The following is an 18471-nucleotide window of genomic DNA, read 5'->3' as shown; positions in this document are numbered from 1 at the left end:
CAACAATAACAGCTTTCTTCGAGGATATATGTAAATTTTTCTTTCAAAACGCCCGGTTAATTAATTTTAATGTAAAATCAATGCCGTCAGGTCATGGAACGCAATTTTGCTATACTTAGAATCATGACTGCTAATCCTACGGCGGCAATCGCGTAATAAACATTAATATTAGCTACTAAGCCGTCATCATTGTCAATCGTAGTTGTGGCGATCGCAGTGGTTATATAAGAGCTAAAAGGTGCTACAGGATTTGACAATGCAACCGCAATCGTTTCATTAGGTTCAAACTGTGTATCGCCCACCACATAGAGAGTGAGGGTTTTGGATGTTTCACCCGCTGCAAAGTCGATCGTACCTGTGATATCTGTTGCCCGATAAGTCGCCCCAATATTATTGTAATTGCTGCTGTTTGTAGCACTACCACCGAGCGCATAATCTACGGAACTTGCCCAGGAGGTAGCGCCTTTGCGAGTGATGGTAAAAATAACAGGAGTAGTAGTGCCAGAATTGCCTTCTGCAATTGCCACAGCGTGAGGAGTAATAGCATACTCGATCGGATCGAGAAGAATAGTTACCTTCCTCACTCCCGAACCCAAACGGTCCGATCGCCCGCTAATCACCCTATTAAAGCTAGCATAGATGCTGGAGTTGACCGATCCCGTCGCATCAGCTTGACTGGCAGTAGCATACAAGTAGGGCGAATTCAAGCTATTTTGCAGTCCTTTGTAGTTGTTCCATGCCAGATGTTTGTTGCTAATTTCTAACTCGATACGGGAACCCTTACTTACTAAATTAGGAACATTTCCCTGGATAATTTGAGCGCCCGGAGGTGTATTGTAGTCGTTACCAAAAACAGCCATATTCCCATTTGCAATCTGCATTTCGGCATCATTGCTTTGAGTCCCCCCATCCCCTCCATAGCCGTCATTCGATGCCGAATTACCAATATTTACCGTCCATCCTGATGGTGTTTCACCACAGTCAACGATAAATTTAACGGTGGTAAAACCTTGAAAATTTATCTTTACTAACGTTTCTAACCAACTGTCGCCGTTGGCATCAGTCGGAGGTTGCACGAGAGTAATAAACTGGTTCGGCGTACCTGCGATCGCGCCTGTTCTTAAGTCAATTTCGTAAGGCTTTGTCAGGTTTGATTTTACCATGATACACCATATCGGAGTTGCAAATATCGAAAAAGTAGGTTTGATAGTATCGACAACTATAACAAACTAAAATCCGCAGCATCGATCGCAGTGGCAGACACTCCAATTAAAGAGGCAAAAACTTGGCCGCTTGAGGCAAAACTAATCTGAGTGATGCCGTTGCTTTCAGTAATTGCCAATTGTGAAAAAGTCACTCCATTACCGAGAATCAGCAAATCTTTACCATCCTCAAAATCGGTAACGGTATCGATGCCCGAATCATTAGATAGTAGGAAGCGATCGCTCCCCAGGCCTCCCACTAACGTATCATCTCCCAAATCGCCGCTGAGGTAATCGTTACCCTCACCTCCCAATAAGATATCATTACCTTGACCGCCGTAGAGAGTATCGTCGCCCTTTTCACCCATCAGGATATCCTCGCCTCGATTGCCAGAAATAAAGTCATTACCAGCGCCACCTGTCAAGGTATCAAAACCCTTACCGCCGTAGAGAGTATCGTCGCCGATTCCGCCATCAGTCAAGTCACTGCCTTGATTGCCATTCATCCAATCATTGCCATCTAGACTAAATAGGAAATCATTTCCCTTTTGGCCGCGCAAAATGTCATCAGCAGCGCTACCGACTAGAGTATCATCACCATCAGTGCTTTCGGTAAAGTTTTGACCGTCTTTGACGAATTCAATACCGCTATCGGGAAAGGGTTCTTGGGGATTTGAAGGTGCGCTGGAATCATCTGTTACAGTATTTCCGACATTCGGGTTGTTAGCTGTCGCCGACTGAATTTGGGTATTTAAAGATGCACCCGTATTTTCTGCTATCGCCTGCTGAATCGTTTTAGTTCCTGCTGCTACTTGCTGCAAGTCTTTGGCGACTTCACCCTGTTCTACCAGTTGTACCCGGGCTATTTCGGTGGCTGCATCTGAAGGCGAGGAATTGGTGGAGGCGATCGCCTTTATCCGCTGATTGCCCTCTGCAATAATTTTCGCAGCATCGGAGGCAATGCCAGATACTTGCGCCGAAAGCAGTTCACTTGCTGCCGACTGAATAATCGTCTGCAATTGTGCTGCATTGCTTAAATCGAGAGTGCCCGATTTAATTTGGTTGGCAAGAGTGGAAATAATGCGATCGGCTATCTCATTTTTAGCAGTAGTTGAAGCACCGCTAATTAAATTAGTTACCAAGACAATGGTATTTTGTACGCTCGCGTGTGCAGCATAAACAGCTAAGCCGTTCGGATCGTTTTGAGTAATTGCCTGTAGCGGGTCGTAGCTAGTCAAGTCAATTTCCGACGACAAGCCAAGTCCTGATTTCACCTGATTCTGTGCCTCAGTTACGCTAATTCCTTGCTCGACTAACTCGGTCATGAGAGTAGTTAGCGGAGTGACAACAGTAGCATCTGGCGTGGCAAATAGGGGCGCTTCTTGAGGCAAATAAGTAGAGGTATTGATGCCGTCTGAAATGACAATTCTGCCTTCATCCGGTTCGAGGTCGCCGCTGTTATTTAGATCGAAATTGAAGAGAGAAACTTCTAAATCAAAACTGCCATCAACGTTAGTAATTGTAAACGGTTCCCTGTCATCTTGAATGCCATTGAAATCTGCATCAAAGAAAACCTTTGCTCCCGCGAGATAACTGTTAACAGCTCTACCCCTTGTGGGCAACACACCTGATGTAGTAGGTTCTGTACTGTCGCCATCATTCGACTGCGATTGTGACCCTACAAGAGTACGTCCCCTGGTGGGATAAGTTGGCTGTGGCACTACAGGAGTACGTCCCCTGGTGGGAGAAGTTGGCTGTGGCACTACAGGAGTACGTCCCCTGGTGATAGAAGGCTGTGGTACTGTACGAGGACGTGGGCCTGCAATAGTTGGCTGTGGCTGTGGTACTGTACGAGGACGTGGGCCTGCAATAGTTGGCTCTACACCAAACTTGGCTAACTCAAATGTGGCAAAGTGATTATCGTAGACTGTTTTGTAATCCAATCCGCAAGGATAAGGGATGGTGATTGCAGGAATGATAGTCTTTCCAAAAACTTTGACGGCTGGAGTGGTTTTGTTACAGAATTTGACTGAAATTGACTTAACTTCAGCGCCCAAGAAAGCATTGACTGTTCCTGTGACATCAAACAGTGTCGAAGGTTGGCTGATGCGGGAAGTAATTTCCGATGTTCTGATTTTTCCGTCGCCGCCTTGTTTCGGCTGGACTTCTCCGATATCTATTAAATCGATGCCGACTTTTCCTTGAATTCCACCTTTGACAAAACCTTCGGCAATTTTCAGATCTATCCCAGCACCTGCGTTAATGCTAGCGTCAATATTGAGTTCGTCAACATCTGGCCCTGTACCGTCAGCATTTTCGCGATCGCTTACATAAAATCCATCCAAAACTTTGTCAGCAGAATCCGCAGCAAAATTAGAGTTTTTCCACTGGTTTAATCCGTAGGTATCGTAGCCAAATCCTAGATGAGCTGAAACACTAAGATTTCCTTCGAGTAAACCAGCGATCGGAGGTGGCAAGGGCGGAATCGGAAATTTTTGCTTAACATCGAAGGCAAATTCTAGTTTCGGCATCTGATAGCTTAAGACCGAAACATCAGGTTTGCCTATCAGTAACTGAATGGCAGTTTCTGGATTGGTTAAAAGCGGTAAATCCAAACCTTCAACATCTTTTAAAGCCTCTAAAAATTCTTTGACTTTGCCGCTTGTTTTAGAATTGATTTGTTGGTCAATGCTTTGTATTAGAGAACTTTGGCTTCTTTCATCAGAACCTTTTGATGAAACTACAGCATTCTGAAGATTGGCATTTGCATCAGAAACATCTATCGCCCCCAAAGTGTAGGAACCAAAATCAATTTTATCGGGAGAGCTAGCTATTTGGTTTGCCAAATCAACCACTTTATCAACTTTGGCAACGGCATCTAAAAAACGAGTATCGACATCGCGACCCGACAGTTTGGCTGCCATTTCTAATACGCTGACTTGGCCATCTCCGTTTTTATCAAACGACCCAGATAGACCAATCTGTGAAAGTAATTTTGTGTCAGTATTCAAGAATTTAATTACTGGTCGTAATGGCTTAATGACATCAGAAATTTGGCCGATAACTGGTTTGACAAAGTTATTGATAAATGTTCCTAAATCTAGCTGCATATTGTTAAATGCAACTGTGGGTTTTGGCGGGCCAGTTAATTGACCGTTGGCGTAATTGAGAATCGGCCAATTGACTGCTAAGTCGAAGTTGTAGGATGGGAATGCTGCATTGCCGTTGATGCTGGTCTTGGCTTGCAAGCCGAGATTAGCATTGCTCTTTAAGTTGGCATTGAATAAGTCTTTAAACTGATAGCTGCCTTGCAGTTCTGGCAAGGTGAGGCGAGAGCCATCATTGGGGCCGCCAAGATTGTCTAAGTCATTGAGCTTGACTTCCAGGTTGGCATCGACTTTAGTGGGGTTTTTAGTATCGTTGGCCAGGTCTACTTGGAAAAAGCCTAAGTTGCCTTTGGCCTTGAATTGGTCATCTAGACCCAAGTCTATGTTGGCTGTTAACTTTGTTTTGTCGGTATCTATGTAGCAGCCAAACTCTTTACTAACACCAACTCCTAGGGACAAGTTGTAGTTGTATTTTGATTTGGCTTTTCCATCTACATCTAAGCTTAAAGCCGGGACTCCTAGGTTTTTTGAGAGGTTGATATCTGGGAACTGATATTGCTTGCCAAGGGTGATTAGCAAGGTGCTGTCATCCGGTGTTGAATTCCCAGTTAGAGCGACTGTGAAATCAGGCCCAAGTGCTGTGCGGATGCTACTTTCTAACTGACTTATTGTTTGATTTGCCCCATTTTTAACTGCATCGACTAGCTTAGTCTTGAAGTTGCTAATAAAATCTGGGGAAATGTTCTTGAGGGGGCCGACAATTGGTAGGTTAACTGCCTGTAATTGGTTGTCAAGAATTTTCTCAAGTTTATCTAATCCAGCTTCTACACCGCACCAATTCTTCTGTGCGCCTGCGGTGACTGGTGGCGTTGGCGTTGGCGTGACTGGCGTTGGCGTTGGCGTGACTGGTGTCGGTGTCGGCGTTGGCGTGACTGGTGTCGGCGTTGGCGTGACTAATGTCGGTGTCGGCGTTGGCGTGACTGGTGTCGGTGTCGGCGTTGGCGTGACTGGTGTCGGTGTTGGCGTGACTGGTGTCGGCGTTGGCGTGACTGGCGTTGGCGTTGGCGTGACTGGTGTCGGTGTTGGCGTGACTGGCGTTGGCGTTGGCGTGACTGGTGTCGGCGTTGGCGTGACTGGCGTGGGAGTTGGCGTGACTGGTGTCGGCGTTGGCGTGACTGGCGTGGGAGTTGGTGCGACTGGTGCTACATCGTTATCTGCGATCGCCACCGTCGCGTCCACAATCGGGATCGCACTATACTTAGTGTCGGTACTGGTAGCGGTATGACCGATCGCCCCCGTATGATTTCCTTCAACAACCGTATCGTCAACAGCGGTGACAGTGACTGGTTGCGCGACATTCCAGTTAGTCGTGTCGAAATTAATCGGTGCGATCGCACTTATTTGACTGCCCGTATTAAAGCTAACTGTTACCGGTGCGATCGGCTGCGAATTTAGTGTAATTGTATAACTGCCAGTCGCCAATCCTTCTGTTGCAGTTGCGATCGCAGGAGAAATGGTGACACCTGCTGTATCGTTATCGCTATTGCTAACAGTGACATCGGTGGGATTGAGGTTGCTGTAATTGGGATCGGTGCTCGCAGCGGCAGCGGTGACAATAGTGTAAGCGCGAGATCCGTCAGCAATATTGTCGTCAGCGCCTGTTACCGTTACTGTCTGCGGAGTATTCCAGTTAAGGGAAGTGAAAGTTAGGCTATTTGTCGAAACAGTTCCCTCTGCGGGATTGGAACTGGTGAGTGCGATCGCCACTGGTGCGATCGGCTGCGTGTTGAGTACAATGTTGAAATTAGCTTTTCCACCGGCTTCAGTCGTAGTTAATCCCGCTGTCGGGTTAACGGTAATGCCAGGAGTTTCGTTGTCGCTGTTAGTAACGCCGACATCCGAGGGATTGACATTGTTGTAATTGCTGTCGGTACTGACAGCCGCAGCGGTAACGATATTGTAAGTTTTACTGCCATCAGCAATGCTGTCATCAACACCAGTCACCGTTACCGTTTGCGCTTGATTCCAGTTGGCAGGAGTGAAGGTTAAACTATTGCTAGAAACTGTTCCCTCTGCCGGATTGGAACTACTCAAACCAATGCTAACGTTAGCACTCGGTTGAGTATTGAGTTTGACGGTAAATGTCGCAGTGCCGCCCGCTTCTGTCGTCACTAATCCGCTAGCGGGATTGACGGCAATGCCGGCAGTGTCGTCATTAGTAATAGTAGTTGTCGCGCTAGCAGTAGTAATAGTCGGAGTCGGGCCGGGTGCAACCGGATTTGATAAGGTGACAGTAATAGTTTCGTCAGGTTCGATCGCACTATCGCCTAAAACATCCAAAGTAATCGTTTTGGATGTTTCGCCCGCAGCGAAATTAACTGTACCAGTGATGCCGGTTGCCCCAGAAGTGCCGCCAATATTGTTATAATCCGTACCGCTGATAGCAGTCCCGGCGATCGCATAATTGACGCTACTCACCGCACCGCTACCGCTGCTGCGAGTCACGGTAAAAGTGAGGGGAATTGTGCCGGTATTGCCTTCGGCAACTGCGGGAATGCCAGCAGTCACAGCATAAGCAACTGCATCGTTGGCCGCAACAGTCAGCGTAGTTTGAGAAATTGCACCCGCAGAACCTCCTGCAATGCTGCCCAAGTTGAAAACAACTGTTTCGTCTGTCTCTGGGATATCGTCAGATTTGATAGTAACTGCTATATTCTGAGTGAGAGTAGTAGTTCCGGCGGGGAAAGTAATAGTTGTAGGTGAAAAGGTGTAGTCTGAATTAGGGGTGGCACTGCTGCTGGGGTTAATTGCGATCGGGATGGTAACATCGACAGCAGGAATAGCATTGAGAGTTACCGGTACATTAACTACTTTATCGGTGCTGTCTTCTGTAGCGCTATAGTTAGCCGCACCGAAATTTGCCGCAATATTGAGCAGAATTGAGACATTTTTAGAGGAAAAGTTCGGCGTAGCTAGATCCAACTTGCCGTCAGCATTAAAATCAGCAGCAGCAATGAAACGGGGAGTTGTCCCAACACTAAAATTAGTGGCACTACCAAAACTGCCCGTACCATCCCCCAATAAGACTGAGACGTTGTTATCGCCGCTGTTGGATGCAGCTATATCGAGTTTGCCGTCGGCGTTAAAGTCGCCCGTTACCACAGATGTGGGAGACGATCCGATACTAAAGTTGGTGGCAGTACCAAAATTACCCGTACCATTCCCCAACAAGACGGAGACGTTGTTAGTGGAACTGTTCGATGCGGCGAGATCGAGTTTGCCGTCGCCATTAAAGTCGCCTGTAACGACAAAATGATTGCCTGTCCCCGCGCTAAAGTTAACGGGGGCGCTAAAGCTGCCAATACCGTTCCCCAACATCACGGAAATATTGTTAGTAGCGCTATTGTTCGACGCGACTAAATCGAGTTTGTTGTCGCCGTTAAAGTCGGCTGTGGCGATCGAAAGATATGCCCCTGCATTAATGCTAACGGGATTGCTAAAGCTACCAGTACCGTCTCCCAAAAGAATTGAAATGTTGCTACCGGCTGTGGCTAGATCGGGCTTGCCATCTCCATTAAAGTCGCCCGCTGCGATCGCCTTCGGATTTATCCCTGAACCGAAGTTGGTAGGATTACCAAAACTACCTGTACCTGTCCCCAGCCGGATCGAAACGAAATCGCCGTTGGTACCGGTGATAGGATTCGCTACAGCTAAATCGAGGTTGCCATCTGCATTAAAATCCCGGAGTGCAATGGCATTGGGAACCTCGTTGCCGGGGTTAAATAAATTGGCAGCAGTACCAAAGCTGCCCGTACCAGTTCCTAACAAGATAGAAATATCTCTGGAGTTAAGGTTTGCCACGGCTAAGTCGGGGAAGCCGTCGCCGTTCAAGTCGCCTGCTGCGATCGAAATGGGAGTTGCCGTCGCAGTCAAGCCGGCGCTGAAGTTGGTGGCCCTACTGAAGCCGGAGAGAACGTAATTGTAACCTGTCAGAACTTGCGGCAAAAATGCTAAAGATGCTGCTATTTTCCCTGCTGTTACATCCAATTCCCAGCCGCCGTCCAATGCTGCACTGCCTGTCAGCTTGGAAGAAGCTGCAACACTAGCCCCAGTTAGCTGACTCAAACGCTGTACAAATGCTTTACCTAAATTTCCCTCAGCAACATTGCAGCCGTAAAGCAGAATTTCAGCATTAGGTATTAGCGATCGCGCCCATTCTTTAACTGCTGTGACAAAATTGTCAGCCTTCGCGCTCAACTTTTCCCAACTCAACTGAATTGTACCTAGTTGCAGGCTGCCCGGTGTACCGTGAGAGATGATGTGAATTTCTGAAAATGTCTCTCCCCGCAGCGCTTCTGCAATCTGTTCTAAGCCGTTGCAGTTAGAATCCAATAGAATTACTTGTGTTCCAGGGATAACGCCGTCTGCTAAAGTCTGATAGTCGAGTACGGCTGTGTCGATAAAGGCGATCGACTTTACTGAAATTGGAATATTAAAATTTGGCATAATACACCTGACTGGGGTTTCAAAAAAAGACAAAAATTCCCCAATTTCGTGACTTGCGTCCGAAACTATCTATCAATTTTGATTTAGAAAGACATAGCATCCCCGCGCAATAACTTAAATAGGGAATCTCTCTTGTAGTAACCATAACCTAACATTTTTACGCATAAATACGTATTAAATTTTATTAAGAATACCTGGTTAATTAAATTTTTGATAAATAGGGAAAAAATATTTAAGTATTATTACTGGGATGAATGGGAGATGGGTTTACCACAAATATTTTTGAAACGTAAGTGCAATTGTACAGAATTTCACACTGAGCAATTTTGATACATACTTTAGCTAAGTAAGGTTATGTGCGATGAAAAAAAGGTTCGCAGCATCGGAATGCGAGTCCTCTGATTTTATGAGGACTCGCATTCCGATGCTGCGAACCAATGTGATTACCGCAAACCCGAATCAATCTCAGCCAAAAGCCTCTCAGCATCCCCGCACAAAGCATCGTGACAGCAACCGTTACTCGCCAACAATCCCCCCCACTGACTGACATCTCCCCGGTTGTATTGCAAAGCAGAACCGTCAAAACGAGTAAATCGGCCGCCCGCTTCCGTCAAAATCAATTCCGGCGCCGCCAAATCCCAATCCTTCGGCGCAGACTTGCCCGAAAGAGCAATATAAACATCAGCTTTTTGCTCGACAATCGTCGCAATCTTGCAGCCGATGCTGCCGACAGCAAGTTGATTTTGACAGGGCAGTTTGTGCAATAATTGATTTAGGCGATCGTCCCGGTGACTGCGACTGGTTACTATAGATAAATCTGCCACTATATTGCGCGCAGAAACCTGCAATTTCACCGCACAACCAGTGCGACTTTCCCCAAAAGCACCCGCATCCCGGATTGCATAATAAATCTTTTGCTGTTCCGGCCAAGCCACAACAGCCAATACGGGTCTTCCCTCGAAGGCTAAAGCAATGTGAACCGCAAATTCCCCTGTTTTGTCAATAAAATCGCGCGTTCCGTCCAAAGGGTCAATAATCCAAACCCAAGATTGAGGTAAGGGAATTTGACCGCAACTTTCTAAATAAGATTTGTAAGTTTCTTCGCTGAGATAGCCAAATTCTGCATTCCCTAAAGCCGACTGCAATTCATCTAGGATGTAAGAATTGGCCGCTACATCGGCGGCGGTAACGGGGCCGTCTTTTTTTTCTTGAATGTCCAGGTTTGGAGTGTTGGAATCGGGGCGGTAATAGGATTGTAAAATATCTGCGGCACCCCAAGCGGCGGCCTGCGCAATTTCGCTTAATTCTTCGAGATTTTTCATTTTTTATCGATTTAAGTAGGGTGCGTCAGATTGCATCTACTTCATAATAATCGAAAATAACTAACTGACCCACCCTACGACTATTATAATCAACCCAATTTGTAGGGGCCCGTGAGCCAACAATTTATGGTGAAAATAAATAATATTGTCAACCCGCCCCCACCCACAATAAAAATGTACGGCGAATTGATTGGTAAAACGTTGATGTAAATAAGGGTGGGGATGGGGCGGGTTTATGAGATTGTTTGTGGGTTGAATAGATAATTGGCTCGCGGGCCCCTACGGGATTTTGGGACGTTTGTTATGAGACTATATCGCTAATTAAAACAGAAAAATAAAAAAATTGTAGGGGCCCGTGAGCCAACAATTTACGCGAAAAATGAATAATCTCATAAACCCGCCCTGCCCCACGAACAATCAAAATGTACCATAATTTATTTGCTAAATGTTGATGTAAATAAGGGTGGGGATGGGGCGGGTTTATGAGATTGTTTGTGGGTTTTATAAATGGTTGGCGAACCCGCCCCTACGGGATTATGGGATATTTTTGATGAAGCGAACCCCACCTACGACCAATTAATATGAGGATATTTCCATTCATAATAATTGGGAAACACAAAGTTAGTAAACGAAACCGAAATACTCACATCCAGCGATTTTACATGGTGCCACCAACCGACAGGAATAAAGATAACTTCTCCCGGTTCCAAAATCACCTCAATGATTTTCGCCTCTCTGTAAAGCGGATATTTGTCATAGTCAGGATTTTCGCCGTCAACCTTGCTGAAAACTCCGACATGATTGTAAAGCAGAGGCGTTTGCTGCGGACAAATCAACTTAATCAGTTTGCGTCCCGATACCTGTGCTAAAACTAAGTTAACCGGGTCGTGGTGCAGCGGTGTAATCGTACCTTTCGGGCCGAACCAAAAGAAAACTCTGCCTTTTGTATCGCCTGGATTCAGGTATTCTGGGAAAATCTCAAAGTCGTTGAATAGCGGTTTAAATTCCTCTCTTTCCAGAGTTTGGTTGTTAGCCACCATGTAGTAGTCGTTGCTGGGCCCGCTGTTGACTACCATATCTATATACTCGCGGAACAAAACGGTTTTTTTATGGTTGTGTACCTTAATTTCGTAATCCGGATCAGAGTTGCGGTTGGCTTGAATTTCCACCTCTGCATCGCCGTATTTTTGCTGCAAATACTCCGGCGTCCACAACTGCAATGCTTTCCAGTTGTGCATGATGTTGGTAATGATTACCGGAGTATTTTTGGCGTAGTAATTCTCTAAAAAATACTCTCGGGAAAGGCTGCTTTTGCGTTCGATTGTGCCAAACTTGGAAGAGAGGGCAGCTAATTGATTGTTGATGCTGAGTTGCGATTCCAGTTTCTGCAATAACTGCACGTAATGGCTGCCGGCTTGGAAGTACGGATGAGAGGATATTTGGGTAACTTCTGCGGTTGCTGTTTCTGCATCAATGCCGGTACTTACTAGGGCTTTAATGATTTCTTCGTCGGGTTGATTTAATAATTTGTTGGCAGCCACCCACTGTTTCATGTTGTCGGGGACTTCGGGTTTGCTTGGCGCTGCGAGTAGATTGGGCAAGTTTTGCGTCAGCCATTCTAGATTAACCTGTTGTTGTTCGGTTAGGGTAATCCGCAAAGGGGGAAGTGTGATGGTTAGGGGTTGGGTGTCAGGCATGATTCGAGTGTTTTGTTTTGGGGTAGTTTGGTTTTGCTTGAAGTTGCTTAACTAATATAGCAATTTTGTTGGATTTGTGAATGTGTTTTTTTTACGAACCGCGAAGACGCTTTCATGCGCGAAGGAAGAGAGGAGAGTGGTTCACAAATCTTGTAAGGGTTGCTATGACTATTTTAGCTTAACGAGTGTTGGCTGTTTGAGTTTTCTGGGTGCGATCGCGGGTGTCCGGATATTTGTGTTAATTTAAAGTTAAGGTTGAATGTTTTTGAGCCATTGGCGGGTTCCGAAAAATTTGCAGGAATGGCTGGCTATCTTAGCAGCGGCGGTTAGGGCATTTGTAAACTTTTCTTGTATAATGTAGTGACAGAAAGCGCCGTGAAAAATGTCGCCGGCGCCTAAAGTGTCTGCGGCTTGAATTTGAGGCAGTTCTAAACTGCCGAAACTGCCATTGCTGAGGTATTGAATCGGTTTTTCGCCGCGAGTGATGGCAATGTTGGGAATTCCGGCTGCTGAGAGATATGCAAAGACTTGTTGGGAATTGTTGCAGTCGGGCGGATGAAAGTTATCCGAACATACAGCCCATTCAACGAAGGGCAATATTTCTTCTAATCCGGGTTTCCAACTGCCGCCGTCTAGTACGATTGGAATGTTTTTTGATTGGGCGAGTTGAGCAATTTCTTGGCTGGCGGCGATTTGATGTCCGTCAAACAGTATGATATTAACTGATGTTAAAATATCGGGGTTGATTGCTTGACTGTCAACCTGGGATTTAGTAGCATTCACTGAGATTACTGCCCGATCGCCCGTTGCTTGAGTTACGATAATCGAAGAGACTGGCGGGGAGTGCGATCGCCCGGGCTGCAAATCAATTATCCTGACATTGTACTCCGCTAAGTCTGCACGGATTAGTTGGGCGATCGCGTGAGTGCCCAAAACCCCCGCCAATACCGCCGCATTCCCCAAACCGCTAAAAGCAACCGCAGCATTTGTCGCCGGCCCGCCCGCAGCAATGGTACAATCAGCAGCAACAACTTTCTGATTTTCGCCCGGAGGCCCAACGGCCAAATAAACTAAATCTAAAGTCGCCAATCCCAAAAACAATCCAGTCTTCATATCTGCGTGAATCCGCGTTAAGGAGCGGTTAAAATAAAAAATATCCAAATGCAGCCAAATCCTAACACAGGAACACTTTACATTGTCGGAACGCCGATCGGCAACCTCGAAGACATGACATTTCGCGCCGTCCGAATTTTGCAAACAGCAGACTTCATCGCCGCCGAAGACACGCGCCACACAGGCAAACTTTTGCACCACTTTCAAATCAAAACCCCCCAAATCAGCTATCACGAACACAACCAACACCAGCGACTCCCGGAATTAATCGACAAACTGCTGTTAGGGAAAAGTATCGCCCTCGTCACCGACGCCGGAATGCCGGGAATTTCTGACCCCGGATACGAGTTAGTCAAAGCTTGCGCCGATGCTAATATTAACATTATTCCGATTCCCGGGCCGAGCGCCTGCATTGTCGGGATTAGCGCTTCGGGATTGCCTACAGACAGATTTGTATTTGAAGGTTTCTTGCCCGCCAAAGGTCAAGAACGCCAGCGGATTTTAGAAGCTTTGCAAATAGAATCCCGCACTATTATCTTATACGAATCTCCGCACCGGTTGCGCCAAACTTTACAAGATTTAGCAAACACCTTGGGAAGCGACAGACAGATTGTGCTGGCGCGGGAATTGACAAAAATGCACGAAGAATTTTGGCGGGGTAGTATGGAAAGTGCGATCGAGCTTTACACCAAACGCGAACCCCAGGGAGAATTCACCCTCGTGATTGGCGGCATCCAAACAGACGCACCAATTTTTTCAGAAGACGCCATCAAAGCAGAATTGCAAACATTAATCGCAGAAGGAGTAAGTCGTTCCCAAGCCAGCCGACAAATAGCCCAACAAACCTCCCTCCCCCGCCGCCAAATCTACCAAATCGCCCTCACAATTGGCGACAATGAATCACCAGAACAACCCTTAGATGACTTGTGAATAACTCTCTCTTCTCCTTCTGGGCGCCCTCTGCGCCCTCTGCGGTTAAATAAAAAAAGCTAAATAATCACACTAATAAATTATATGGTACGCGGAAACTACGATCGACAAAAACCATATTTACGCAACCCCCACATCAACAAACCAATCGCCGAAATCTATGCAGACTTAGACGCCTTTAGCTGGGAGATATTTGAAGACCAACCCCACCGCTTCGATACAGTCAGTTTCTACGTCTTGCTTCCGCCGCTATTTTACGAAGGAAAATTCATCAAAGGGATATACTTCAGCGAAGGAGTCGAACTCATCAACAAACTATTTCCGCAACTTTCCTCAGCATTTTTCTCCTTCACCTATTCCCCCGGAACGTCCTACTCTTGGGCGCCAATAGCCGACGCCTACTCCAGTTTATACAAAAACCCGCAGCGAGCAAAGTGGTTTCGCGAAACATATCCCGATCGCGCCAACAAACCAATTATACCGCTGCAAGACACAGACTTCATCAACGAATACTTAATTTCTCCTCGCAACGTCCCCGCCAAAGACATCGAACTCCTCGCTGTCGCCCGAATTTCCGAAGAAAAGAACTTGCCGATGATTGCCAAAGCCTTAAAAGTTTACCGCCAGAAGTATCCGCAAAAACCAATAAAATTAACAGTTGTCAGCGGTCACGAATTTGATGTCAATAACTTGAAAACTCTCGACGATCACGCCTTAAAAGAATGGCAACAAATAGAAACAATTTTAGGCAATCCCTCCGACTACATTAACTTACTGCCGAGAGTTGACTACTACCAAGAAATCCCTAACTATTATTCGCGGGCGCAAGCATTCGTGCTGGGTTCCCTCCTCGAAGGAAAAAACCGGGGAATTACCGAAGCAATGAGTTGCAACGTACCAGTAATTTGTTTTGAAGAATTCAACCAATACGCAAGAGGAAACTCGCCCGTTTTCCCGGAAGGTGCGGGTCTTTACGCCAAATTCGACCCGGAATCCTTAGCCGATACTATTCATACAGTCTTGGAAAATCAAACTGAATTCAAACCGCGATATCAGTATTTAAAGCATTGCGGTCGCAAGAACTTCTTTAACACTTGCATTGATAGTTTTCCCTACTACCAGCACAACATTCCCGACTACAAACCGGGAGCAGCATTTAAGAATTTGTGGCTGGATTTGGCGGTGCAGCAAAATTATCAAGTTAGTTTGGATAGTTTTTTGTACGGAGGTTCTCCCCTGTCTCACATTCGCGGGACAAATGCGATCGGGCAAAATCTCGGCGAATTAACCAAGTTTTTAGGATAATTGCAAATTAATATGTAGGGTGCGTCAGTTGGGTTTGTTTGATGACGATCGAGTAAATGCAAGCTGACGCACCCTACTTCAAATGTAATTCTCGATACGAAAATCTAAACTCTAAAATCTAAAATGGTATTAGGATGTCATTTAGCAGGAGAAACACAGAATGCACGACTTGAAAGTTGTCATCATCGGTGCAGGAATTGGCGGCTTAACTGCGGGTATCGCCCTACAACAAGCGGGTTATGAAGTTGAAATTTACGATCGCGTAAAAGAACTGCGTCCTGCAGGGGCTGGCATCTCCCTGTGGTCGAACGGCGTCAAAGTTCTCAACCGCTTGGGTTTAGGCGAAAAAATGGCAAAAATTGGCGGAAAAATGGAGCGCATGGAATACCGCACCAAAATCGGTCAACTGCTAAATGACATCGATTTAATGCCGCTAATTCAACAAGTCGGTCAGCGTCCTTATCCGGTTGCCCGCCGCGATTTACAACAAATGTTATTAGCAGCTTTTAAGGGAGAAGTCAAGCTCGATCGCAAATGTATTGCCGTAGAAGAAGACGAAACAGGTGTAACTGCAATCTTTGAGAACGGAGACAAAGCGCGCGGCGATTTGCTGGTGGCGGCTGACGGCGTTCGCTCAATTTTGCGAACATATGTATTGGGCCGCGAAGTACAGCCGAAATACGGCGGCTACATCAACTGGAACGGGCTGGTTTCCGCAGATGAAGAACTAGCGCCGAAAAATACTTGGGCGATTTATGTCGGCGACTGCAAGCGCGCCTCATTGATGCCCGTAGCGGGCGATCGATTTTACTTTTTCTTCGATGTTCCCTTACCCACAGGCACTCCCGCCAATCCCGACAACTATAAAGCCGAACTTAAAGAACATTTTACAGGTTGGGCCGAACCAGTGCAATTGCTGATAGAAAGATTCGATCCCGCAGCAGTCGCCCGTCCCGAAATTCACGACGTAGGACCGATCGACTGCTACGTTCGCGGTAGAGTTGCTTTGCTGGGAGATTCCGCCCACGCTACCTGCCCGGATCTCGGACAGGGAGGCTGTCAGGCAATGGAAGATGGACTGGTACTCAGCAACTACCTTTCTACCACGAATTTAGGCGTAGAATACGCGCTCAAACGTTACGAAACCGAGCGCAAGCAGCGGGCTAATGCAGTTGTCGAAAAAGCGCGCCAGCGTGCCGAACAAATTCACGGCAAAGATGCAGACGTGACAGATAAGTGGTACGAACAATTGGCTAAGGAACAGCCAACCGACGTAACCGATGCAATAGCCAAAGTCATCATGGCAGGGCCCTTGCACTAAGAAGAAGGAAGTTCGGCAACGGATTTTGTAGCGGATGTAACGGATAGGAAGAAGGAAGTTCGGCAACGGATTTTATAGCGGATGTAGCAGATGTAAACTGGTTCCCTGGCTCTGCTTGGAAACCGATATCCAGAGGCTCTGGCTCTCTTCTTCTCTTCTCTTACACGAGGAAAATTAGCGGAAAAATCAATCAAAAATTAGCATTTAAGATTACAATAATGTCAGGCAAACTTACTACTCACGTTCTCGACACTGCCCGCGGCTGTCCGGCTGCAAATATGTCGATCGCCCTGCAATCAATTGACCCCAACTCCGGCGCAAAAATCCTGCTAAAAACTGTAACAACTAATGCTGACGGCCGCACCGCTGCTCCGTTACTATCAGAAAGCGAACTCAAACCGGGAGTTTATGAATTAGTCTTTGCCGTTGGCGAATACTTCGCGCTGTCCGCCGAAAATTTGCCCGAGCCGCCTTTTTTAAACAGCGTTCCAATTCAGTTCGGCATCGCCGATACAAGCTCGCACTATCACGTACCGCTGTTAGTTTCGCCTTGGTCGTACAGCACCTATCGCGGTAGCTGATTAACAGTTGACAGTTGACAGTTGACAGTTGACAGCAAACAGTTGACAGTTGACAGTTGACAGTTGACAGTTGAGGGCGCAGTGTTTATCGCGGTAGGGTGCATCGCCCATATATAGCAGTTCTCAAGAAAGTGAGGTTCGCTCTCAAGCTATTACCAATTATCAATTACCAATTTCTCAATTGTACCTCCAGAAACCTAAGAAAGGCTATATATTTGTAAATATCCAAAATTGTTGGAGCGACGCACCATGCTTTAACTAAATAGGGGAGATGTTGAATAATTAATTTCAGATAAAAAAACACCATGTTAGTCACAAAACAACCTGTTTTCAAACGCTTCTGGTATCCTGTTATTCCCGTCGCCGAATTGGGCGGCGAACCAAAACCTTTTGTATTGTTAGGTCAGCCGATCGCACTTTGGTTAGATTCCGAAGGCAAACCCGCAGCAGTAGAAGACCGCTGCTGTCACCGCACGGCTAAACTTTCCCTGGGAAAAGTTGTCAGCGGCAACATTTCCTGTGCTTACCACGGCTGGACATTCAACTCGTCAGGAACTTGCGTCCGCGTTCCCCAACAGCAAAACGGCGCGATTTCTGGCAACTATAAAGTAAAATCTTATCAGGCTTGCGATCGCTACGGATACGTTTGGGTTTGTTTGGGCGAACCAATCGCAGACATTCCCGACATTCCCGAAGCAGCAGACCCGAACTACCGCCAAATTCACGAATTTTACGAGCCTTGGAATTGTGCGGGATTGCGGGTAATGGAAAATGAATTAGATATGGCTCATCCTACTTTTGTACATACCACAACCTTCGGCAGCGAAGAGCATCTCACGCCGGATGTGATGGAGTTTACAGAAACAGAATGGGAACTGCATTATCGAAGTGTTTTAGGTGTCGCCAATCCCGCACAGCAGCAGCAAAACTTAAAAATAGAGCAAGAAGAAACCGTGCGCACAATAGACGGAGTTTGGTTTGTGCCGTTTACCGTCAAGCTGCGGATTGCGTACCCGAACGGACTGGTTCACATCATCGTCAATACCATGACTCCGATTGACGATTCGACTTCTCAAATGGTGCAGTTTTGCCTCCGCAACGATACCGAAAATGAGGCAAAAACCAGCGATATTATTGCCTTCGATCGCGCTGTTACTTTAGAGGACAAGCGGATTTTAGAAACAACTGACTGGGACGTGCCGCTCGACATCGCGCAAGAACAGCACATGATTACAGATAAGCCGGGAATCATCATCCGCCGCAAAATTGCTGCACTCTTAAAAGCGCACGGCGAAGTCGAACAAACTAAAGTCAGTTGACAGTTGACAGTTGACAGTTGACAGTTGACAGTTGACAGTTGACAGTTGACAGTTGACAGTTGACAGTT

10 protein-coding genes are annotated in these 18471 nt (G+C 46.5%); 5 read left to right on the top strand and 5 right to left on the bottom strand.

The genetic code is table 11. The features are described 5' to 3' along the window. Positions 1-86: 86 nt before the first annotated feature. The 5 genes from QUB63_RS30075 to QUB63_RS30055 form a co-directional block, all read right to left on the bottom strand. Positions 87-1163 carry a hypothetical protein gene (locus tag QUB63_RS30075; protein WP_332949034.1) on the bottom strand — a complete coding sequence of 359 codons (1077 nt, stop codon included), beginning with the start codon at positions 1161-1163 and terminating at the stop codon, positions 87-89. Between the two features lie 56 nt (positions 1164-1219). After that, on the bottom strand, positions 1220-8815 hold the full coding sequence (locus QUB63_RS30070) for an FG-GAP-like repeat-containing protein (RefSeq protein ID WP_332949033.1): 7596 nt from the start codon (positions 8813-8815) through the stop codon (positions 1220-1222). A gap of 443 nt (positions 8816-9258) precedes the next feature. After that, the gene (locus QUB63_RS30065; protein ID WP_332949032.1) at positions 9259-10137 is read right to left on the bottom strand and encodes a 3'(2'),5'-bisphosphate nucleotidase CysQ family protein; all 879 of its coding nucleotides are present in this window, start codon (positions 10135-10137) and stop codon (positions 9259-9261) included. A 566-nt stretch (positions 10138-10703) separates the two neighbouring features. After that, the gene (locus tag QUB63_RS30060; RefSeq protein ID WP_332949031.1) at positions 10704-11834 is read right to left on the bottom strand and encodes a cupin-like domain-containing protein; all 1131 of its coding nucleotides are present in this window, start codon (positions 11832-11834) and stop codon (positions 10704-10706) included. 249 nt (positions 11835-12083) lie between these two features. Next, the gene (locus QUB63_RS30055; RefSeq protein ID WP_332949030.1) at positions 12084-12947 is read right to left on the bottom strand and encodes a sugar kinase; all 864 of its coding nucleotides are present in this window, start codon (positions 12945-12947) and stop codon (positions 12084-12086) included. Positions 12948-12995: 48 nt separating this feature from the next. On the opposite strand from QUB63_RS30055, the gene rsmI reads away from it, so the two are divergent. From rsmI to QUB63_RS30030, 5 genes are all read left to right on the top strand, one after another. Beyond that, positions 12996-13877: a 16S rRNA (cytidine(1402)-2'-O)-methyltransferase gene (gene rsmI / locus QUB63_RS30050; RefSeq protein ID WP_332949029.1), complete on the top strand. Its 882-nt coding sequence runs from the start codon at positions 12996-12998 to the stop codon at positions 13875-13877. Between the two features lie 84 nt (positions 13878-13961). Further along, on the top strand, positions 13962-15182 hold the full coding sequence (locus tag QUB63_RS30045) for a glycosyltransferase (RefSeq protein ID WP_332949028.1): 1221 nt from the start codon (positions 13962-13964) through the stop codon (positions 15180-15182). A gap of 160 nt (positions 15183-15342) precedes the next feature. Continuing rightward, a complete protein-coding gene (gene hpxO / locus QUB63_RS30040; protein ID WP_332949027.1) occupies positions 15343-16503 on the top strand; it encodes an FAD-dependent urate hydroxylase HpxO in 1161 nt (386 codons plus the stop codon). A gap of 218 nt (positions 16504-16721) precedes the next feature. Further along, the gene (gene uraH / locus QUB63_RS30035) at positions 16722-17084 is read left to right on the top strand and encodes a hydroxyisourate hydrolase (protein ID WP_332949026.1); all 363 of its coding nucleotides are present in this window, start codon (positions 16722-16724) and stop codon (positions 17082-17084) included. Between the two features lie 305 nt (positions 17085-17389). Beyond that, on the top strand, positions 17390-18403 hold the full coding sequence (locus tag QUB63_RS30030) for an aromatic ring-hydroxylating dioxygenase subunit alpha (RefSeq protein ID WP_332949025.1): 1014 nt from the start codon (positions 17390-17392) through the stop codon (positions 18401-18403). Positions 18404-18471 lie beyond the last annotated feature (68 nt).

The organism is Microcoleus sp. ARI1-B5 (assembly GCF_036705795.1).
GTDB lineage: Bacteria > Cyanobacteriota > Cyanobacteriia > Cyanobacteriales > Microcoleaceae > Microcoleus.
Note: the sequence above shows the minus strand (reverse complement) of the source record. Positions and strands in the feature narration are given on the sequence as shown.